17 protein-coding genes and 1 riboswitch are annotated in these 19,595 nt (G+C 63.6%); of the genes, 10 read left to right on the forward strand and 7 right to left on the reverse strand.

Features of this window, described 5'->3' with window-relative positions:
• Positions 1-56 precede the first annotated feature (56 nt).
• Both AC07X4_RS06745 and AC07X4_RS06750 read left to right on the forward strand, forming a co-directional pair.
• The gene (locus tag AC07X4_RS06745) at positions 57-1,019 is read left to right on the forward strand and encodes a Bug family tripartite tricarboxylate transporter substrate binding protein (RefSeq protein WP_108498456.1); all 963 of its coding nucleotides are present in this window, start codon (positions 57-59) and stop codon (positions 1,017-1,019) included.
• Positions 1,020-1,091: 72 nt separating this feature from the next.
• A complete protein-coding gene (locus AC07X4_RS06750; RefSeq protein ID WP_494739617.1) occupies positions 1,092-2,609 on the forward strand; it encodes an NYN domain-containing protein in 1,518 nt (505 codons plus the stop codon).
• Between the two features lie 3 nt (positions 2,610-2,612).
• On the opposite strand, the gene AC07X4_RS06755 is transcribed toward AC07X4_RS06750, so the two are convergent.
• A complete protein-coding gene (locus AC07X4_RS06755) occupies positions 2,613-3,671 on the reverse strand; it encodes a PfkB family carbohydrate kinase (protein WP_056057914.1) in 1,059 nt (352 codons plus the stop codon).
• A gap of 136 nt (positions 3,672-3,807) precedes the next feature.
• On the opposite strand from AC07X4_RS06755, the gene AC07X4_RS06760 reads away from it, so the two are divergent.
• From AC07X4_RS06760 to AC07X4_RS06780, 5 genes are all read left to right on the forward strand, one after another.
• On the forward strand, positions 3,808-4,821 hold the full coding sequence (locus AC07X4_RS06760) for a sugar ABC transporter substrate-binding protein (RefSeq protein WP_056057916.1): 1,014 nt from the start codon (positions 3,808-3,810) through the stop codon (positions 4,819-4,821).
• An 81-nt stretch (positions 4,822-4,902) separates the two neighbouring features.
• Positions 4,903-5,862, forward strand: coding sequence for an ABC transporter permease (locus tag AC07X4_RS06765; RefSeq protein ID WP_094291658.1), 960 nt, complete (start codon positions 4,903-4,905; stop codon positions 5,860-5,862).
• Positions 5,863-5,864: 2 nt separating this feature from the next.
• Positions 5,865-6,671 (forward strand): ATP-binding cassette domain-containing protein, encoded by an 807-nt coding sequence (locus AC07X4_RS06770; RefSeq protein ID WP_055393072.1) that lies wholly within the window; start codon positions 5,865-5,867, stop codon positions 6,669-6,671.
• A gap of 9 nt (positions 6,672-6,680) precedes the next feature.
• Entirely contained in the window at positions 6,681-7,133 is a 453-nt protein-coding gene (locus AC07X4_RS06775) for an RbsD/FucU family protein (RefSeq protein WP_494739618.1), read from the forward strand.
• A gap of 13 nt (positions 7,134-7,146) precedes the next feature.
• On the forward strand, positions 7,147-8,388 hold the full coding sequence (locus tag AC07X4_RS06780) for an ROK family transcriptional regulator (RefSeq protein WP_494739619.1): 1,242 nt from the start codon (positions 7,147-7,149) through the stop codon (positions 8,386-8,388).
• A 190-nt stretch (positions 8,389-8,578) separates the two neighbouring features.
• Here AC07X4_RS06780 and AC07X4_RS06785 read toward each other — a convergent pair whose 3' ends face one another.
• From AC07X4_RS06785 to AC07X4_RS06810, 6 genes are read right to left on the reverse strand one after another with little or no spacing between them, the layout of a single operon-like run.
• Positions 8,579-9,388, reverse strand: a complete 810-nt coding sequence (locus AC07X4_RS06785; RefSeq protein ID WP_494739620.1) for an HAD-IIB family hydrolase — start codon at positions 9,386-9,388, stop codon at positions 8,579-8,581.
• 33 nt (positions 9,389-9,421) lie between these two features.
• Positions 9,422-10,480 carry an acyltransferase family protein gene (locus AC07X4_RS06790; protein ID WP_494739621.1) on the reverse strand — a complete coding sequence of 353 codons (1,059 nt, stop codon included), beginning with the start codon at positions 10,478-10,480 and terminating at the stop codon, positions 9,422-9,424.
• Positions 10,470-11,429: a glycosyltransferase family 2 protein gene (locus tag AC07X4_RS06795; RefSeq protein ID WP_494739622.1), complete on the reverse strand. Its 960-nt coding sequence runs from the start codon at positions 11,427-11,429 to the stop codon at positions 10,470-10,472. The genes AC07X4_RS06790 and AC07X4_RS06795 overlap by 11 nt, the downstream gene beginning before the upstream one ends.
• Before the next feature lie 10 nt (positions 11,430-11,439).
• A complete protein-coding gene (locus tag AC07X4_RS06800; RefSeq protein WP_494739623.1) occupies positions 11,440-11,787 on the reverse strand; it encodes a DMT family transporter in 348 nt (115 codons plus the stop codon).
• Positions 11,780-14,200: an acyltransferase family protein gene (locus AC07X4_RS06805; protein ID WP_494739624.1), complete on the reverse strand. Its 2,421-nt coding sequence runs from the start codon at positions 14,198-14,200 to the stop codon at positions 11,780-11,782. The genes AC07X4_RS06800 and AC07X4_RS06805 overlap by 8 nt, the downstream gene beginning before the upstream one ends.
• A gap of 14 nt (positions 14,201-14,214) precedes the next feature.
• Positions 14,215-15,843: a peptide chain release factor 3 gene (locus tag AC07X4_RS06810; protein ID WP_056057939.1), complete on the reverse strand. Its 1,629-nt coding sequence runs from the start codon at positions 15,841-15,843 to the stop codon at positions 14,215-14,217.
• Between the two features lie 176 nt (positions 15,844-16,019).
• Positions 16,020-16,099: riboswitch (S-adenosyl-L-homocysteine riboswitch) on the forward strand.
• Positions 16,100-16,175: 76 nt separating this feature from the next.
• Here AC07X4_RS06810 and ahcY point away from each other — a divergent pair.
• The 3 genes from ahcY (at position 16,176) to metF (ending at position 19,594) form a co-directional block, all read left to right on the forward strand.
• Positions 16,176-17,609, forward strand: coding sequence for an adenosylhomocysteinase (ahcY, locus tag AC07X4_RS06815; protein ID WP_494739625.1), 1,434 nt, complete (start codon positions 16,176-16,178; stop codon positions 17,607-17,609).
• A gap of 150 nt (positions 17,610-17,759) precedes the next feature.
• Positions 17,760-18,746, forward strand: coding sequence for a TlyA family RNA methyltransferase (locus AC07X4_RS06820; RefSeq protein ID WP_494739626.1), 987 nt, complete (start codon positions 17,760-17,762; stop codon positions 18,744-18,746).
• A complete protein-coding gene (gene metF / locus AC07X4_RS06825) occupies positions 18,743-19,594 on the forward strand; it encodes a methylenetetrahydrofolate reductase [NAD(P)H] (RefSeq protein ID WP_121941056.1) in 852 nt (283 codons plus the stop codon). Before AC07X4_RS06820 ends, metF begins: the two co-directional genes overlap by 4 nt.
• The last annotated feature ends 1 nt before the right edge of the window (position 19,595 follow it).

Here is a 19,595-nt window from a genome sequence, read left to right on the forward strand (position 1 = left end):
CGCGGCCTGCAGTCCAATGGTGAAGTCTTTGTTTTTGCATTTTCAGGAGCCTCGCCATGCAACGTCGCCAGATTATCCAATGGGGAGCCGCCAGCCTCGCCGCCCCCGCGTTCCTGGCGCAGGCCCAGAGCTTTCCCAGCAAGCCCATCAAGCTGGTCATCGCCTTTCCGGCCGGAGGCCCCACCGACATCACCATGCGGTCGCTGGCCGACAACGCCAGCAAGATCCTGGGCCAGCCCGTGATCGTGGAGAACAAGCCCGGAGCCGGCGGCACCTTGCCCGCACAGCAGCTGCAAACGTCTCCCGCCGATGGCTACACGGTGGCGCAGATTCCGCTGGGCGTGTTCCGCCTGCCCTACACCACCAAGATCAACTGGGACCCGGTCAAGGACATCAGCTACGTGCTCAACGTCACCGGCTACGCGTTTGGCCTGGTGGTGCCTGCCGACTCCCCGCTCAAGACCTGGACGCACTTCGTGGCCTGGGCCAAGGCCAACCCCGGCAAGCTGAGCTACGGCTCCACCGGCACCATGACCAGCCCGCACCTGACCATGGAGCTGATCGCGCAGCAGCTGGGCCTGGAGCTGCTGCACGTGCCCTACAAGGGCAGCGCCGACCTCATGCAATCCATCCTGGGCGGGCAGATCATGGCGGCGGCCGACTCCACCGGTTTTGCGCCGCAGGTCGAGGCGGGCAAGCTGCGCGTGCTCAACACCTGGGGCGCAGAGCGCCTCGCCAAGTTCCCCGATGCACCCACGCTCAAGGAGCTGGGGCTGAACCTGGTACAGAACTCGCCCTTTGGCATTGGCGCCCCCAAGGGCACGCCCGATGCGGTGGTCAAGCGCCTGCACGATGCCTTCAAGCAGGCCATGGAGCAGGAGAGCTACAAGACCGCGCTGGCACGCTACGACATGGTGCCGATGTACATGAGCACGTCGGCGTACAAGAAGTTTGCGCAGGACACCTTCACGCGCGAGAAGGCGCTGGTGGAGAAGCTGGGCTTGGCCAAACCCACCTGAGGCCACTCCCTTCGGAGGGGGCAATGCGTTCCGTGTGATGATCCGCAGCATTGAACGGAACTCACACACGATATGGCATCCCCCTCCGACAGCATCAGCATGGCCCTGTTTTGCGACTTTGAAAACGTCGCCCTGGGCGTGCGCGATGCGCAGTACGAAAAGTTCGACATCAAGCCCATCCTGGAGCGCCTGCTGCTCAAGGGCTCCATCGTGGTCAAGAAGGCCTATTGCGACTGGGAGCGCTACAAGGGCTTCAAGGCCACCATGCACGAGGCGAATTTCGAGCTGATCGAGATCCCCCATGTGCGCCAGTCGGGCAAGAACTCGGCCGACATCCGCCTGGTGGTGGACGCGCTGGACCTCTGCTACACCAAGTCGCACGTCAACACCTTCGTCATCATCAGCGGCGACTCGGACTTTTCGCCGCTGGTGTCCAAGCTGCGCGAGAACAACAAGCAGGTGATCGGCGTGGGCGTGAAGCAGTCCACGTCCGATCTGCTGATTGCCAACTGCGATGAATTCATCTTCTACGACGACCTGGTGCGCGAAAACCAGCGGGCCCAGGCCCGCCGCCAGAGCCCTGGCAGCAACCCGCCACCAGCACCCCGTCGCAGCCCCGAGGAGGAGCGCAGCCGCAAGGAAAGCCAGGACGCACGCCGCACCCAGGGCGTGGAGCTGGCGGCCGAAACGTTTGAAGCCCTGCTGTCCGAGCGCGGCGACACCGGCAAGATCTGGGCCTCGGTGCTCAAGGAGGCCATCAAGCGCCGCAAGCCCGATTTCAGCGAAGGCCGCTACGGCTTTCGCACCTTTGGCAACTTGCTGGAGGAAGCGCAGGCGCGTGGGCTGCTGGAGTTTGGGCGCGATGAAAAATCGGGTGCGTATGTGTTCCGCAGCCACGGTGGGCCGACTGCCGCCGCCGCGCCCGCGCGGCCTGAAGGAGCCGGTGAGCGAGCCAGCCAGGGCGGCGCCACGCGGCATGACTTTCATGCGGTGGCGACGGCACCCGATCTGCGTTCTGACAGTGGCGAAGGGCAGGGCGCGCCGGGCCGCAGCCGGGGGCGTCGCGGTGAGGGCGCAGACCGCCCCGACACCCGCTCCACGCAGCGCAGCGAGCCGCGCAATGACTCGAACCAGGAGCCACAGGCGTCCGAGCAGGCGGATGTGCCGTCAGAGCGCCCGGCCAGCCGCTATTTCAGCCAGCCGGTGGCCCACGAGGCCGGGCCATTGGAGCGGGTGATCGACAGCAGCCCTGAGCAGGATGCGCGCGCCGAAGCGTTGGATGGCTCCGAGGCCCCGGCAGCGCAGATGCCTGCTGAGAACGATGGTGCCGAGCCTGCAGCCCCTCGCCGCAGCCGCGCTCGCAGTGGAGGCGGTGCCAAGCCAGCTGCCAGCGCCCCCAAGGCTGCTGCTGCGCCCCGAGCGCGTGGCGCGCGTGCCGTGGCGGATGCGGGCGGTGCTACAGCTGCCGAGGCATCGGCTTCTGTGGCCGACGCACCAGCCGCTGAGGCACAAGACGCGGATCCCACCAAGGCGGCCGCTCCCCGTCCACGCAGCCGGGCCCGCAAGCCGGCCGCCAAACCCGCCGAGTAAGTGTTATTGGCCGGCTGCGGTCGCTGAGCGCCGCAACGCCAGCCGCTCTTGCACTTCTTCGTAGCGGGGCGGCGTGCAGCCCGCCCGCTCCACGCAGTGGCTGGCGCTGGCCAGCGCATGGTGCAGCACGGCGCGCAGCCGGGCCTCCGCAACGGGCGCCGTCAGGCCACCCGGGCGCAAGGTCAGCGCTTCTTCGCCCCGCTCAGGCCCTGCCAGCCAGGCGGTGATCAAACCCGCCAGAAAACAGTCGCCTGCACCCACGGTGTCCACCACCGTGATCGGCGCTTCTTCGCGCGCATGCACGGCCAAGCCGTCGCGCTGCAGCAGCCAGGCACCTTCCGGCCCCAGGGTCAGGGCGAGCCATTGCGCCTGTGTTTGCTGCTGCAAATAGTGGGCGCGTTCCAATGCGTTGGCGCCCGGAACGGCCAGCGCCTCCAGGTCATCGTCGCTCACCTTGATGAGGTGGGCGTGCTGCAGGGCGGCCATCACATTGGCGCGGTAGGCCTCCGCATCGTCCATGGCCGACAGGCGCAGGTTGGCATCGACCACCACCATGCGGCCCGCTGTGCGTTGCGCCGCCAGCCAGGGCAGGTAGATGGTGGCGTCTTGCGCCACCAGCGCCAGGCAGCCCGTGGCCACTACTTGCAGCTCTGGCAATGCGGCGCAAGCAGCCGTCAGCGCGGCGGCCGTCACCTGGCGGTCGGCCACGCCGTCGCGGTAGAAGCTGTAGCTGGCCTTGCCCTCGGCATCCAGTGCGGCCAGCGCCAGCGCGCTGGGCGCACGCACCGGCGTGGGGGAGGCCAGGGCCACGCCCGCATCGTGCAGGCCGCGTGCCAGTTGTCGCCCCAGCATGTCGCCCGACAGCGGGTTGAGGTACAGCGTGCCCACCCCTTGCAAACCCAGCGCTCGCGTGAGGTTGTACACCGCGCCGCCCGCGCAGGGCTTGAGGCGGCCATCGGGCTCTTCGATCAGGTCAAACAATGCCTCGCCCGCCGTGGCCACGCGCAGCGGCGGTGCGGTGTGGGCGGGGCTGGAGTCGGCGGACTGGATAGGGAAAACCATAATTAAATCCACTTGATTTATTAACTTGTCGGCCACTATAGTTCGATCCCATCCACCCGACAAGAGTGGTTCACCTGCCAGCCGCGCAGCACGGGGCCGACAGGAATCTGCCATCCCAAAACCCGGAGACAACGCCATGCAACGCACCCCCGCTTTCGCGCTTTCTGCCCTTGCCCTCACCGGCGCCCTGGCCTGTGGCCTGGCCCAGGCACAGACGTCCGAACCCGTCATCGGCCTTATCACCAAGACCGAGACCAACCCCTTCTTCGTGAAGATGAAAGAGGGCGCCACGGCCGAGGCCAAGAAGCTGGGCGCCAAGCTGGTGTCGGCGGCAGGCAAGACCGACGGCGACAACGCGGGCCAGGTCACGGCCATGGAGAACCTGATCGCCGCAGGCGCCAAGACCATCCTCATCACCCCCAGCGACGCCAAGGCCATCGTGCCCGCCATCAAGAAGGCGCAGGCACGCGGCGTGATGGTGATTGCGCTGGACAGCCCCACCGAGCCCATGGATGCGACGGATGCGCTGTTTGCCACCGACAACTACAAGGCGGGCGAGCTGATCGGCCAATACGCCAAGGCCGCGGCTGCAGGCAGGAAGCCCGTGATCGCCACGCTGGACCTGTTCCCCGGACACCCCGTGGGTGCGCAGCGGCACAACGGCTTTCTGAAGGGTTTTGGCCTGCAGGCGAATGACGCCAAGAGCAATGAGCTGTCGCGCCCCGCCGAAGTGGTGTGCATGGCCGACAGCTTTGGTGACCGCGCCAAGGGCCAGACCGGCATGGAAAACTGCCTGCAGAAGAACCCCGACATCAACATCGTCTACACCATCAACGAGCCCGCCGCTGCCGGTGCCTACAACGCGCTCAAGGCCGCAGGCAAGGAGAAGAACGTGCTCATCGTCTCGGTGGACGGTGGCTGCGCGGGCATCGCCGACGTGGGCAAGGGTGTGATCGCTGCCACCAGCCAGCAGTACCCGCTGCGCATGGCCGCGATGGGCGTGGCGGCAGGCGTGGAATACGCCAAGACCGGCAAGAAGGTCAGCGGCTACACCGACACCGGCGTGACGCTGATCGCTGCCAAGCCCATGGCGGGCGTGGACAGCAAGGATGTGAAGACCGGCACCGACCTGTGCTGGGGCGCCAAGTAAGCCGCCTCTGCTGAATTGGCGCCAGGCAAGCTGCAACGGGCCTGCCTGAGCGCCCCCTTTGTCCACCCGCACGGAGCCGCCATGTCCTCGACCGCTTCCAAACTACCGCCACTGGCCACGCTGGGGCCGTTCATCGCGCTGATCCTGGCGTGCGCCTTTTTTGCCACGCAGAGCGAGCGTTTTCTGTCGGCGCAGAACTTCGCACTCATCCTGCAGCAGGTCATGGTGGTGGCGGTCATCGCCATTGGCCAGACGCTGGTCATCCTCACGGCGGGCATTGATCTGTCGTGTGGCATGGTGATGGCGCTGGGCGGCATCGTGATGACCAAGATGGCGGCGGACTACGGCCTCTCGGCCCCCGTGGCGATTGCGTGCGGTATGGCGGTGACCATGCTGTTCGGCCTGATCAACGGCCTCTTGGTCACGAAGATCAAGCTGCCGCCCTTCATCGTGACGCTGGGCACGCTCAACATCGCGTTTGCCGCCACGCAGTTGTACTCGGGCGCGCAGACCATCACCGACATCCCCGCTGGCATGACCGCACTGGGCAACACCTTCCAGCTGGGGCAGACCGCCATCGTCTGGGGCGCGGTGCTCATGCTGGTGCTGTACCTCGTCACCTGGTTTGCGCTGCGCGAGACCGCTCCCGGCCGCCACGTGTACGCCGTGGGCAACAGCCCCGAGGCAACACGACTCACCGGCATTGCCACCGACAAGGTGCTGCTGGGCGTGTACGTGCTGGCGGGCCTGTTCTACGGTATTGCGTCGCTGCTGTCGGTGGCGCGCACTGGCGCGGGTGACCCGAATGCGGGCCAGACCGAAAACCTCGACGCCATCAGCGCCGTGGTGCTGGGCGGCACCAGTCTGTTTGGCGGGCGTGGCGTCATCCTGGGCACGCTGGTGGGTGCGCTGATTGTGGGCGTCTTCCGCAACGGGCTCACGCTCATGGGCGTGTCGTCGGTCTATCAAATCTTGGTCACCGGCATCCTCGTGATCCTGGCCGTGGCCACTGACCAACTCTCGCGCAAAGGAGTGCGTTGATCATGACCACCTCCCCGCACACCACGAACGCCCCGCTGGTCATGCAGGCCAAGGGCCTGGTCAAGCGCTACGGGCAGGTCACCGCGTTGGATGGCGCCGACTTTGAACTGCGCGCCGGTGAAATCCTGGCCGTGATCGGCGACAACGGCGCGGGCAAGTCGAGCCTGATCAAGGCGCTGTCGGGCGCCACCGTGCCCGACGAAGGCGAGATCCTGCTCGACGGCCAGCGCATCCAGTTCAAGAGCCCCATCGATGCGCGCCGCGCGGGCATCGAAACCGTGTACCAAGACCTGGCCGTGGCCCCGGCCATGACGATTGCCGAAAACCTGTTCCTTGGCCGCGAACTGCGCCGCCCCGGACTGCTGGGCAGCGCACTGCGCATGCTCGACAAGAAGAAGATGCTGGAAGAAAGCGTGGCCCGCATGGCCGAGCTGAAGGTCGGCATCCGCTCCATGACGCAGGCGGTCGAGACACTCTCGGGTGGCCAGCGCCAGTGCGTGGCCGTGGCGCGCGCGGCAGCCTTTGCGCGCCATGTGGTCATCATGGACGAGCCCACCGCCGCCCTGGGCGTGAAGGAGGGCAACATGGTGCTGGAGCTGATCCGCCGCGTGCGCGACAAGGGCCTGCCCGTCATCCTCATCAGCCACAACATGCCCCATGTGTTCGAGATTGCCGACCGCATCCACATCGCCCGCCTGGGCAAGCGCGCCGCCGTAGTCAACCCCAAGAAGATCAGCATGAGCGACACCGTGGCCGTGATGACCGGTGCCATGGCGGCGTCCGACCTGCCCGCTGAATGCCTTGCCTGAAACGCCCCCATGCTGAAGAACATTGACCCCCTGCTGACCCCCGACCTGCTCAAGGTGCTGGCCGAGATGGGCCATGACGACGCCATTGTTTTGGCCGATGCCAATTTCACCGCCATGAGTCTGGGCGCGGGCAAGCCCGTGCTGCGCCTGCCCGGCATTGGCATGGCGCGCGCCGTGCAAGCGGTGGTCAGCGTGTTGCCTCTGGCGCAGGACGTGGCCCACCCCGTGGCCTACATGCAGGTGGGCGGCACCGAGGTGCCTTACCGCTCGGCCCTGCAGCGCGAAACCATGGACGTGCTGGCGCGCGAGGGCGTGGCCAGCGAACAGGCCGAGGGCGTGGAGCGTTTTGCGTTCTACGAGCGCGTCAAAAAAGCCTATGCCATCGTCGTCACCGGCGAGCTGCAGCCCTGGGGCAACTTCCTGCTGCGCAAGGGCGTCATCGGCGACACTCTGAGCGCCTGACTGTTTCATCACCATGCCGGACACCGACGCTTCTCCCTCCGCCGTTGACAACGCTGCCGCAAGCCCCGCGCTGCTGCGCCAGCGCGGCTCCAACCACGTGGGGCTGCGCCAGTTCAATGAGCGTGTGGTGCTGCAGGCGCTGCGCACCCACGGCAGCCTCGCCAAGGCAGAGATGGCGCGCGTCACCGGCCTCACGGCGCAGACCATCGGCCTCATCACCGCCCGGCTCGACGAAGATCAGTTGCTGCGCCGCGAAGCGCCCGTGCGCGGTCGTGTGGGCCAGCCCTCGGTGCCCATCGGCCTGAACCCGGACGGCGCGTTCGCCATCGGCATCAAGATCGGCCGCCGCAGCGCCGACTGGCTGCTGGTGGACTTCACCGGCCATGTGCGCGAGCGCATCGTGCTCGACTATGCCTTCCCCGACATCGACGTGCTGCTGCCCGCGATCCGCACGCACCTGAACCAGCTGCTCGACGGCCTGGGCCCGCTGCGCTCGCGCGTGGTGGGCGTGGGCGTGGCAGCGCCGTTCCAGCTCGGCGGCTGGCACCGCATGCTGGGGCTCACGGAGGCGCAGTCGGAAGCCTGGAACAACATCGACCTGGCCGAGCAGGTGCAGCAGATGACCGAGCTGCCCGTGAGTTTTGCCAAGGACACCTCCGCCGCCTGCGTGGCCGAGCTGCTGCAGGGGCGCGGGCGCGACATCCCGAGTTTTCTGTACCTGTTCATGGACACCTTTGTGGGCGGCGGGCTGGTTATCAACTCGCACCTGCATCGCGGTCTGCATGGCAACGCGGGTGCGGTGGCTTCGCTGCCGCTGTCACCCGCCCAGCCGGGCCAGGCGCCCGCGCAGCTCATCAGCCAGGCCTCGCTGTGGGAGCTGGAGCAGCGCTTTCGCGAACACGGCCTCGACCCCATGGCCGCCTACGACAAGCGTGTGCTGCAGGCCCCGTGGCTGGAACACAGCCGGGGCTGGATTGCGCGCGCTGCGGCCGGCCTGGCGCATTGCATCGTCTCGGCCACGGCGTTTTTGGATCTGGATGCCGTGGTGGTCGATGGCGCTGCCGCCCCCGAACTGCTGCAGGCCTTGTGCGAGGGCGCTCGCCACGCGCTGGCCGATTACAACTGGGAAGGCCTGCACCAGCCCCCCCGGCTGGAGCTGGGCACCATGGGCTCGGACGCCCGCGCGCTGGGCGGAGCGCTGCTGCCGCTGCATGCGTGTTTTGCGCCGGATACCGATATCTTCCTCAAGGCTTGATGGCCGTGCTATTGAAATAATAGCTATCACGGTATATTCCACTGGCGCAAGCAGGCGTTTTCCGTCAAAACTGCTTTCTGGCGGTCTTGTGTGTACTGTCCCGTCACGGGGGCGTTGGCCCCGTTGCGTCGATCAGCCAGGGGCTGTGGCGACTGCGCCCTGTTGCCTGCTGCGCTTGCTTCGCTGACAGTCAGCGCCCCGCCAGGATCGCCCGCGCCACTTCGGCAAACCCCGCGCCCCGTTCGCCCTGCGTCACATAACGTGGCAGATGTGTGAGCTGCGGGGCAAACCGCGCGATGTTGGCCACGCCCACGCTGTGGGTGAAGTGCTGGAACATCGCCTGGTCATTGCCCGAGTCGCCTACAAACACCCAGCGGTCCAGCTCCTGCGCCAGGTCGCGGCCCAGCAGCTCACGCACGATCCAGTTGGCACCCTGCCATTTATTGAAGTCCCCAAAGCAGCCATGGATGTGGATGCTGCTCACCGTGGTCTGCATGCCAGCGCGCTGCAGCACAGCCAGCACCTGCTCCACGGTGTCGGGCGCGTGCCGGTCGAACTCTGCGTAATCAAAGGCCAGGTCCGTCTCACGCCCGGCGCTGTCGCGGCTGAGGGCGACGCCTGGCACTTCCGCAGCGACCTGGGCGGCGATCTCACGCATGCGCGCCTGGTTCGCGCTGCGCGTGGTGGTGTCTTGCTGGTAGCGCTTGACCAGGGTTGGTTGAGCGCCAGAGCTGCGGGTAAATGCCACGGCACCGTTCTCTGCCACCATGGCATCGACAGGCCAGGTCGAACCGGCTGGCCCCGCCATGAAAGGCTCGCACCAGCCAATCGGCCGTCCGGTGATGGGAATGACCACCAGGCCCGCCGCCTTCAGGTCAGCCAGCGCCTGCAGTGCGTCGGGCGTGATGGCGCCCTCGGTGGTCAGGGTGTCGTCGATGTCGGTGAATATTCCCGCGATGGTGGAGCGAGCGGCCAAATTCCAGTGAGGCAGGGGCAGCATGTGGCAGATGCAGAAAGTGTTCTGGTCCGATGATCAGCGCGCAGCTTGCAGGAGGGGCCTCTCGATGCAGCGGAACCACAGCATGCTGATGACAACAATTGCAATGGGCAGACCTAGCAGGAAAAACAGCAACGAATGGGGTTCCGAAATACCAAGGGACATGCGCATTCGACCACTGGCGTCCAGCAGGAAGGTGTGAAGTAAATACAAGCTGTAGGAAGCATCGCCCACTGCGACCAGCCAAGCGGGTGGTGAAAACCTGGTTTGCTCGAGGCATAGGGCAATGACCAGAGTGGCAACGCCCACCACCCCGAAGCTCGCCGCCCGCATGACTTCGACACGATCAAAAAACGGCGACATGGAACCTACCGCAAAGCCCGAGGCTATCAGCAGGAGGCACAGCGGGATGGTGGTTTGATGTGTTCGAAAGATTGGAGCGCGCCTGTCATAGGCGTGGGCGACCAGTGCTCCTGCCAGGAACTCCAGCCCCAGTCCGGTGAGCCCATACCGTAGCGGTTGGTTGCCTTCAAACACACGTTGCGGGTCGATGGTGACCCATGCGATGCCCCAAGCCGCGAGTACCAGCATTATCAAAATGATGGCTTTAATCCGATATCGCGTCGGAACGACTGCAATGGGAATGATCCACAGGTAGAAGTAGATTTCCATCGTCAGCGACCATGCTGGAGGCAGCCAGTTGTCCCAAATGTTGGGGTACAGCAGCAGTGTGCTGAAAATTATCTTCTGCAGTGGTGGCAGGCTCTCCTGGTATGTCCAGACTGTCGTCAGTGCGATGAGCAGCAGGACGGGCCAATAACCCAAATAGATGCGTCGCAACCGCTTCATCGCGAAAGGCTTGATGCCGCTCTCAGGAATGGTGCGCAGGGCCGAGCGGTAGACCACGAACCCGCTGAGTGTGAAAAAAATGTCTACCCCTGAGAAGCCCCACCGTGTGATCGTGCTGGTTGCAGACAATATCGGCGACAGATCCCAATGAGGGTGCATGTGGAAGAAGAGCACCATCAGCGCAGCAATGCCACGCAGGGCTTGGATCCAGTGCAGGTCGGTTTTGACAGCGGTATCAGTCCTCATCGGATAACTCGGGACTGAGAGCCTCGCGCGGCACGTTGCTCACGTCATAGTGCAAAAAAGCAATCAAAAACTGAATGCCGATAATGAGTGGCAGCGCGGCGAACATCACAGTTCCGCTGGAAGCGGGAACTCCGGTGGCCATTCCGTGGAGCCAATGAAAGCCACCGAAGGTGATGCCTATTAGGCACAACAATCCGCCTAGGACGCTGTATAGGCTACCGATATTGAAATCCCGCAGGAGATACAGGTACACGTAGCGCTTGATAAGCCGAGAAATATGCTTGCCCAAAAATTCAGGCAGTATTTTGGAGACCTTTAGATTCGACTCTTCGGATGCATAGACTGAATCCATGGGAACGTCGTGTACGACCGCTCGAATGGTATTCAAGTGGTAAAGCATATCTGTTTCGAAAAAATACCGGCGCTCCAGTTTCGCAAGCGGTAGTTGGCGTAAAACCGCTGTATGAATAGCGGTGTAGCCATTGGTCGGATCCATTGAAGACCAATAGCCGCAACTGAACTTGGTCATCAAAGATAGCACCGCGTTGCCAAACAGCCGCACTGGGGGCATGCCGCGCAGGGATTCGGGCCGATAGAAGCGATTGCCCTTTGTGTAGTCGGCTTGCCTGCGTATGAGGGGTCGTACGAACAATGGCAGCAGCGCTGGATTCATTTGTCCATCACCGTCAATCTTGACTACGATGTCCATCCCATCGGCGATAGCGGCTTCGTAGGCCGTTACTACGGCACCGCCCACGCCCCGGTTCTCGGGGTTGTAAAGTACGCGGACGCGAGGGTCCGAGTTGTGTTCTTCAATAAAGCGGCCACTGCCGTCAGGACAAGCGTCGTCTACAGCGTAGATGACGTTCACTTCGGGCCCAATGGCGGAGATGACCCCGAGGATATGCTGCAATACCTTGTAGCAGGGAATGGCGACAGCAATGCGCATTTTCGTTTTCTCAGCTGGTGGAAGCCAACGCCACGCCTGCCATGATCAGCGCACCGCCAGCCAGCGTGCGCCAATGCAGAGGCTCGCCAAGGAACATCCAGGCCAGCGTTGGAACGATGAGGAATGCCAGGGCCATGAAGGGGTAGGCAAGATGCAGGGGTACATTGCGCAGAATCCATACCCAGCCCAGCGTTGTGAGGCCGTATAGAACCAGCGACGCGATGAGCCAGCCATTGAAGACAAACGCCTGCCATGTCAACGGCGCTGAGAACGCTCCGGCCGCTTTCTTGAACAGGATTTGCCCAACGCTGATGGACAGCACGCAGAGCAGCGTGAGCGCTATGGTGACGTTAGGCATTTTCTTGCTCCGATGTCCGGCAAATGATGGGGAGCAAAACCAGCGGTGCAGTGAAAAACGCCAGAAGGTACCGGTATTCTCCCGCGATCGAAAAAATGAAAACGGCGGCCAGTTGCAGGGCATATGTTCCTGCAATCAGTGCAACGACCTTGTCGCGTTGTTTCATCGTGCGGCGAAGCGCCACTGCCAACAATACGAGCCCGCCCCAGGGTGTCCACAGGATTGCGCGATGCTGGATGGAAAAGTCATACCAGGCATGGAGATGTTTGCGCAGCGAGAACTTCAAGGGCTGGACACTGGATATGGATTTGGTGTATGGCAGTATCTTGCCGGTCTCGGAGGGGCCGGGGATGCCGCCATTGGCCATCGCCGCGTACAGAAAGATATTGACACGGCTGGCCATGAAGGCGGGGAAGTTGTGCCACAGGTTGTATTTGAAGAACTCCTTGAGGATGGTTCTTTTCGATTTGTCTGAGAGCGACATAAGAGCGGGGCCCGTGGGAAAGAAGATCAATGGGTCCCAGTAGTAGTGGTCGTAGAACTCGCGGATCTTGTCCAGCGATTGGCCCGTAGAGGTCAGCGCATCGACTGTTTTGGCTGTGACGCGCGGTTGGTCGTGTTCCCACAGTCCCATAGGCCGGTGCTCCAGGAAACCCACCGTTTCATACAGTGCGAGCGGGAATATCGAACCGATAGGGTTCTTGTACTTGTAGATGAACTGGCTGCCAAAGCCGACGATAAGCCAAGGGACGATGACCAAGCTCATGCGGATTCTGTAGGGCTTGGACAGTACCCAGGTCAATCCCGCAAGCGGTATTAGATTCAACACGCCGTTGGGTCGCCCGAAGATTGCAAACGGTATGGTGACGAAGAAGATCAGCAACGACGATAGATTCACGCTGCGGTTGCGGATGCTCCTCCACACTTCGAACATCATGCCGCTGAGCGCAATCGCATAGATACCGTCCGAGTAGAAGCTGCTGGAGTAGTACACGACACTGGGCGCCAGTGCGACAAAGATGAGGCAGTAGGCAAAGCTCTTCCACATGCGGCGCGCCAGCATCCAGGCCAGTATGCGTGCGCACACTGCTGCACAAATCAGCATCTGCAAAGCGATCGGAACCTCGACCCGCCCTGTTGCGCCGTAGGTGAGCAGCGCATAGAGATACCAGAATGCCGGCTTGTTGGCTTGGTGCACGCGATCGGTATCGACCTCCAGCATGATGGCAAGGCTGTCTTGCCCCAGAATTCCGGGCCAGGAGGCGACGAGCCAGGCGGCATACACGACGCCAATCAACGCCAAGACGAAGGCGAAGTACTGCAGTTCGGACAGCGCCAGAAAGCGGGTTTTGACGGCGCGCACGGCAGACGCGCCAAACCACTCCTGCGAGGACGACGGCTTGAATCTCAAAGCTTGCTTCTCCACCAGATGCCAACTGGCGTAGGCCAGCACCACGGTAATGGCAAGCGATATGCAGAGCGTTCCTGTGAATCCCAGCTGGGGCCAGCCATACTGAATGACGGTTTGCTGGATGGGAAATGCGAACAGATAAATGCCATACGAAGGATCTCCCCACCGGCCAGCGCGCCGGATGTATGCCGTGGTTTGCGTTCCGGAATAAATGATGAAAAACGGCAGCCCGAGCAGCAAAGCGCTATGCCGCCAGCCCGCCATCCACACGGAGGCAGTTGCAAGGGCGATGGCTCCGCCCCACAGCACAGGCCGACGGCGCCAGTACGGCTCCAAGGTGTAGAGCGCGGCGCCGGCCAAGAAGAACGCACTCAGCTCACGACCGTGGTGAACCGTGCCGGTCACGTCGGGATTGCTACGGGTGAGAAACCAGCCGATAAGAACCGCAATGCTCAAAAGCAGCACGGGTCGGTACTTCAACAGACCAATCAACCCCGCTAGGCCCAGCGCGATGTAGCAGCGCACTTCGATGGGAATGGTCCACAGCGATCCATTCACGCCCAGGCGGTAGGGGTTGTTTTCAAACACGCCCGGCAGTACGAAGTGGATCTTCATCCCCAGTGCCTGCAGGTAGTTGGCCGTTGCGCGGTGTGTCAGGTATTCCTTCAGCGGAAGTTGAGTGACCAAGGCCCCCAACACGTAGGCGGTCAGTACAACAGCGACGGTAAGGGCTGGCCATATGCGCAAGAAGCGTCGAAGACCGAATCGCCAGAGATGGGGGTCTCTCTGCCAGCTTGCATTGACCAGATAGCCGCTGAGCACGAAGAAGACGGTGACCGCGAGTCCGCCTAGGCTGTGGATGCCAAAGAAAGACGGCTCCATTTGGCCGGTGAGCGCGAAGTGGTGGCTGTACAGCACCATCGTCGCGGCCACGATGCGGATCGCGTCGAAGTTGTTACCCGGGTGGGTGGCTGGGGATGGCACCCCCGTGTGGGCCTTCATGGAACTCGGGGCGCTCATGCGCTGGCCTGCAAAGCCAACCCCGCATGCTCCCGCAGAGGATGGAAATGGATCTTCGGAAACCGCTCCTGCGCCAGCCGCACGTCGTAGGGCGAGGTGCAAAGGTACGCCAGTGTGTCGGCCGCGTCGTGCGCTAGGCGCAGCGGGTAGGCGTCGGTGAACGCGCGCAGGTCGGCGGCATTGTCGGCCGTGATCCAGCGCGCGCCCGTGTACTGGCAGCCCTCCAGCCGCACATCGGCGTCGTACTCGGCCTTCAGGCGGTGCTGTACCACTTCAAACTGCAACTGGCCCACGGCGCCCAGCAGCATGTTGCCGCCGGCATCGGGCTTGAAGACCTGGATCGCGCCTTCCTCGCCCAGCTGGGCCAGGCCCTGCTGGAGCTGCTTGGTGCGCAGCGGGTTCTTGAGCACGACGGTCATGAACATCTCGGGTGCGAAGAACGGCAGGCCGGTGAACTGCAGGTTGGCGCCGTCGGTGATGGTGTCGCCCAGCTGCACGCCGCCGTGCGTGGTGAAGCCGATGATGTCGCCTGCATAAGCTTCTTCGACGGCCTCGCGGCGCTGGGACATGAAGGTCACGACCGAGGTGGGGCGCAGTTCCTTGGCGGTGCGCTGCACCTTGAGCTTCATGCCCGGCGTGTACTTGCCGCTCGCCACGCGCACGAAGGCGATGCGGTCTCGGTGGTTGGCGTCCATGTTGGCTTGCACCTTGAACACCACGCCAGCAAAGCCTTCGTCTTCGGGCTGGATGGTCTTGACCACGGGCTGTTTGTTGACTTCGAGCGTGCTCACGCGCGGGCCGGGTGGCGGTGCCATGTCTACCAGTGCGTCCAGCACCTCCATTACCCCGAAGTTGTTCACGCCGGAGCCAAAGAACACGGGGGTCAGCTTGCCGGCCAGGAAGGCCTCGTGGTCCCATGCGGGGGATGCGCCCACGGCCAGCTCCATGCTCTCCAGCGCGGCGTCAAACTCGGCGCCGAAGCGCGCGCGCAGTGTGGTTTCATCCGACAGAGGTATGGATTCAAAGTCCTGCGGGCGGCGTTCGCTGCCGGACTCGAACACCGTCATGGTCTTGGTGCGCAGGTTGATGATGCCGCCGAAGGCCTTGCCCTGGCCTACGGGCCAGGTCATGGGGCAGCAGGGCATGCCCAGCTCGCGCTCCACTTCGTCCATGATGTCCAGCGGGTCGCGCACTTCGCGGTCCATCTTGTTGACGAAGGTAATGATGGGCGTGTCGCGCTGGCGGCAGACTTCGATCAGGCGGCGCGTCTGCGCTTCCACACCGTTGGCGGCGTCGATCACCATCAGCGCCGAATCGACGGCGGTGAGCACGCGGTAGGTATCTTCCGAGAAGTCCTTGTGGCCGGGTGTGTCGAGCAGGTTGATCACGTGCTCGCGGTAGAGCATCTGCATGACCGACGAGGCCACTGAGATGCCGCGCTGCTTTTCAATTTCCATCCAGTCTGACGTGGCGTGGCGGCTGGCCTTGCGGCCCTTCACGGCGCCGGCGATCTGGATCGCGCCCGAGAACAGCAGAAGCTTTTCGGTCAGCGTGGTCTTACCCGCATCGGGGTGGGAGATGATGGCAAAGGTGCGGCGGCGCCGGGTTTCTGGGGCGTAGGACACAGGGGTTCCTGAATGGGATGGAGCGGGGCAGCGTGCCCTGCACAAGAATCTGGGGGCAGGGCCTGCGGGGAGGCCACGAGGTCTGCAGTCGCGGGATTTTACTGTTCCGTGCAAGGCTCGGGGATGGATTGCCCCGCTGGCGTAGCGCCGGGCGAGCACTTGCTTTTATAATCCGCCGATCCGAGGAGCGTTGCAGCGTCCCCAGCACAGGCGGGGCGTGAGGCTCGGAGTCATCTAGCAACGACGCTCATCCACTTCGCGTGCGGTGAGTCGTATCGACCATCCCCTTCGCGCAGTGGCTTTTCAAACATGCTTTGGAGCACGAAACCATCATGAACGCACGCGTCAACGCCCCCGTCAACACCGACTGCATCATTGCCGACATCGGCCTGGCCGAATGGGGCCGCAAAGAGATCCGCATCGCCGAAACGGAAATGCCTGGCCTGATGGCCATCCGCGAAGAATTCGCCGCCAAGCAGCCGCTCAAGGGTGCGCGCATCACCGGCTCGTTGCACATGACGATCCAGACCGCCGTGCTGATCGAAACCCTGCAGGCGCTGGGTGCACAAGTGCGCTGGGCATCGTGCAACATCTTCTCCACACAAGACCACGCCGCGGCCGCGATTGCTGCCGCTGGCACGCCCGTGTTCGCCATCAAGGGCGAAACCCTGGCGGAATACTGGGACTACACCCACCGCGTCTTTGACTTCGGCGCTGCCGGCACCGAGGGCGAAGGTCCCAACATGATCCTGGACGACGGCGGTGATGCCACGCTGCTGATGCACCTGGGCAAGCGCGCCGAAAAGGATGCATCACTGATCGCCAACCCGACCAGCGAAGAAGAAACCTGCCTGTTCAACGCCATCAAGGCCAAGCTGGCCGTGGATCCGACCTGGTACAGCCGCAAGAGCGCCCACATCATCGGCGTGACCGAAGAAACCACCACCGGCGTATTGCGCCTGAACGAAATGGCCGCCAAGGGCAGCCTGATGTTCCGTGCCATCAACGTGAACGATTCGGTGACCAAGAGCAAGTTCGACAACCTGTACGGTTGCCGCGAATCGCTTGTGGACTCCATCAAGCGCGCCACCGATGTGATGATCGCCGGCAAGGTCGCCTGCGTGGCGGGCTACGGTGACGTGGGCAAGGGCTCTGCCCAGGCTCTGCGTGCCCTGAGCGCCCAGGTGTGGGTCACCGAGATCGACCCCATCAATGCCCTGCAAGCCGCAATGGAAGGCTACAAGGTCGTGACGATGGAATACGCTGCCGACAAGTGCGACATCTTCGTGTCGGCCACCGGCAACAAGAACGTGATCCGCTACGAGCACATGGCCGCCATGAAGGACGAAGCCATCGTGTGCAACATCGGTCACTTCGACAACGAGATCGATGTGGCTTCGCTGGAGAAGCTGCAGTGGGACGAGATCAAGCCCCAGGTGGACCATGTCATCTTCCCTGACGGCAAGAAGATCACGCTGCTGGCCAAGGGCCGCTTGGTGAACTTGGGTTGCGCCACTGGCCACCCCAGCTTCGTGATGAGTTCCAGTTTCGCCAACCAGACCATCGCGCAGATCGAGCTGTTCACCAAGCAGGACGAGTACCAGGCTGGCAAGGTCTATGTGCTGCCGAAGCACCTCGACGAGAAAGTGGCGCGCCTGCACCTCAAGAAGGTGGGCGCCATGCTGACCGAACTCACTGACGAGCAGGCCGCCTACATCGGCGTGTCCAAGCAAGGCCCCTACAAGGCCAACACCTACCGCTACTGATCCCTGTGCAGCGCGCCCCGGCGACGGGGCGCGCGCACGGTGGTCTGGCGCCGTTGCGCGGAGCAATGTCTGATTGCTCTCTAATTGATAGCTGCTGGCGCATGATTCACTAGCGCTACCAGCCGATTTGACTCTAAAAGGATGGGCGCGATGCGCGCAGACGTATTTTTGGTGGAGCGTGGCCACGCTGCCACGCGCTCGCAGGCGCAGCGCCTGATTGCCTCGGGCGTGCAGTGGCGCCTGTCGCCGCTGGCGCCCTGGCAGAAGGTGGTGAAGAACGGCGACGACATTCCGTCGGTGGCCGAGGTGCAGCTGCTGGACGATGCAGAAGCCAAGTACATCTCGCGCGGCGGGCTCAAGCTGGAAGGCGCGCTCAAGGCGCTGGGCCTGTCGGTGGCTGGCCTGCGGTGCCTGGATGTCGGGCAGAGCACAGGCGGCTTTACTGACTGCCTGCTTCAGCAGGGCGCCGCCCAGGTGATTGGGGTGGACGTGGGCCACGCCCAGTTGCACGACCGGCTGCGCAGCGATCTGCGTGTGGTGTGTGTGGAGGGCGTCAATGCCCGCTCGCTCACGCCCGATGCGTTGGTGCAGGCTTGTGAGATGGCCTTGTCCGAAGTCATCGTGCCCGAAGAAGACAACGAGACCCAACCCGAGGCCCCCTACAGCTGGATGCGCAATGGCGGCTTGGTGGACGAGGCGTACGACGACAGCGACGACGCCAAGGACCAGGACATCGAGGCCTTCAAGTCCGAGCGCGCGCAGCGCGCCCAGGGAACGCTGCCGGTGGAGCGCCGCCGCCGGCCCGAGTGCGCTGATGTGGACATCACCCCCAGTTTTGCGCTGGTGACGGGTGACCTGTCTTTCATCTCGCTCACCCTGGTGTTGCCTGCGTTGGTGCCGTTGCTGGCACCCCAGAGCGACCTGGTCATGCTGGTCAAGCCGCAGTTCGAGCTGCAACCCGGGCAGGTGGGCAAGGGCGGTATCGTGCGCGACGAGTCCTTGTATGCGGTGGTGGAGCAGCGCATCAGCGATTGCTGCGCCACGTTGGGCCTGGAAGTGCTGGCGTGGATTGACAGCCCCATCCAGGGCGGCGATGGCAACCGAGAATTTTTTGTACACGCAAGGAGAGCCGCATGAATGCAGCCCACGCGCAAGGCACCGGGTTCCCGGTGAGTTTCGAGTTTTTTCCGCCCAAGACGCCTGAAGGTGCCGACAAGCTGCGCGTGGCACGCCAGCAGCTGTATGCCCTGCACCCCGACTTCTGCTCGGTGACCTATGGCGCAGGGGGCTCCACGCAAGAAGGCACCTTCGGCACGGTGCGTGAGATCCTGTCCGAAGGCGTCGGTGCCGCCTCGCACTTTTCGTGCATCGGGGCCACGCGCCAGTCGGTGCGCGAGCAGCTGGCCACACTCAAGGCCATGGGCGTCAAGCGCCTGGTGGCGCTGCGCGGCGACCTGCCCAGCGGCTATGGCGCGGGCGGCGAGTTCCAGTACGCCAGCGACCTGGTGGCCTTCATCCGCGCCGAAACCGGCCGGGACTTCCACATCGAGGTGGCGGCCTACCCCGAGGTGCATCCCCAGGCCAGGTCGCCCGAGGCAGACCTGCAGGCCTATGTGACCAAGGTGCGTGCGGGCGCGGACTCCGCGATCACCCAGTACTTCTACAACAGCGACGCGTATTTCCGCTTCGTCGAAGACGCTCACCAGCTGGGTGCCGACGTACCGGTGGTTCCGGGCATCATGCCGATTTCCAGCTCCACGCAGCTGATGCGGTTTTCGGATGCCTGCGGTGCCGAGATTCCGCGCTGGATCCGCCTGCGGCTGCAGGCGTTTGGGGACGACACCGCCAGCATCAAGGCGTTTGGCCTGGATGTGGTGACCGACCTGTGCGACCAGCTGCGCAGTGCCGGCGTGCCCGCACTGCACTTCTACACCATGAACCAAAGCGCCGCGACGCTGGAGATCTGTCGCAGGCTGGGGATCTGAT

The sequence above is a fragment of the Acidovorax sp. GW460-11-11-14-LB4 genome (genome assembly GCF_059423685.1).

Excerpts from the sequence above, each read along its gene's own strand:
- AC07X4_RS06745 (WP_108498456.1), top strand. The coding sequence starts at position 57 with ATGCAACGTCGCCAGATTATCCAATGGGGAGCCGCCAGCCTCGCCGCC.
- AC07X4_RS06750 (WP_494739617.1), top strand. The coding sequence starts at position 1,092 with ATGGCATCCCCCTCCGACAGCATCAGCATGGCCCTGTTTTGCGACTTT.
- AC07X4_RS06755 (WP_056057914.1), bottom strand. The coding sequence starts at position 3,671 with ATGGTTTTCCCTATCCAGTCCGCCGACTCCAGCCCCGCCCACACCGCA.
- AC07X4_RS06760 (WP_056057916.1), top strand. The coding sequence starts at position 3,808 with ATGCAACGCACCCCCGCTTTCGCGCTTTCTGCCCTTGCCCTCACCGGC.
- AC07X4_RS06765 (WP_094291658.1), top strand. The coding sequence starts at position 4,903 with ATGTCCTCGACCGCTTCCAAACTACCGCCACTGGCCACGCTGGGGCCG.
- AC07X4_RS06770 (WP_055393072.1), top strand. The coding sequence starts at position 5,865 with ATGACCACCTCCCCGCACACCACGAACGCCCCGCTGGTCATGCAGGCC.
- AC07X4_RS06775 (WP_494739618.1), top strand. The coding sequence starts at position 6,681 with ATGCTGAAGAACATTGACCCCCTGCTGACCCCCGACCTGCTCAAGGTG.
- AC07X4_RS06780 (WP_494739619.1), top strand. The coding sequence starts at position 7,147 with ATGCCGGACACCGACGCTTCTCCCTCCGCCGTTGACAACGCTGCCGCA.
- AC07X4_RS06785 (WP_494739620.1), bottom strand. The coding sequence starts at position 9,388 with ATGCTGCCCCTGCCTCACTGGAATTTGGCCGCTCGCTCCACCATCGCG.
- AC07X4_RS06790 (WP_494739621.1), bottom strand. The coding sequence starts at position 10,480 with ATGAGGACTGATACCGCTGTCAAAACCGACCTGCACTGGATCCAAGCC.
- AC07X4_RS06795 (WP_494739622.1), bottom strand. The coding sequence starts at position 11,429 with ATGCGCATTGCTGTCGCCATTCCCTGCTACAAGGTATTGCAGCATATC.
- AC07X4_RS06800 (WP_494739623.1), bottom strand. The coding sequence starts at position 11,787 with ATGCCTAACGTCACCATAGCGCTCACGCTGCTCTGCGTGCTGTCCATC.
- AC07X4_RS06805 (WP_494739624.1), bottom strand. The coding sequence starts at position 14,200 with ATGAAGGCCCACACGGGGGTGCCATCCCCAGCCACCCACCCGGGTAAC.
- ahcY (WP_494739625.1), top strand. The coding sequence starts at position 16,176 with ATGAACGCACGCGTCAACGCCCCCGTCAACACCGACTGCATCATTGCC.
- AC07X4_RS06820 (WP_494739626.1), top strand. The coding sequence starts at position 17,760 with ATGCGCGCAGACGTATTTTTGGTGGAGCGTGGCCACGCTGCCACGCGC.
- metF (WP_121941056.1), top strand. The coding sequence starts at position 18,743 with ATGAATGCAGCCCACGCGCAAGGCACCGGGTTCCCGGTGAGTTTCGAG.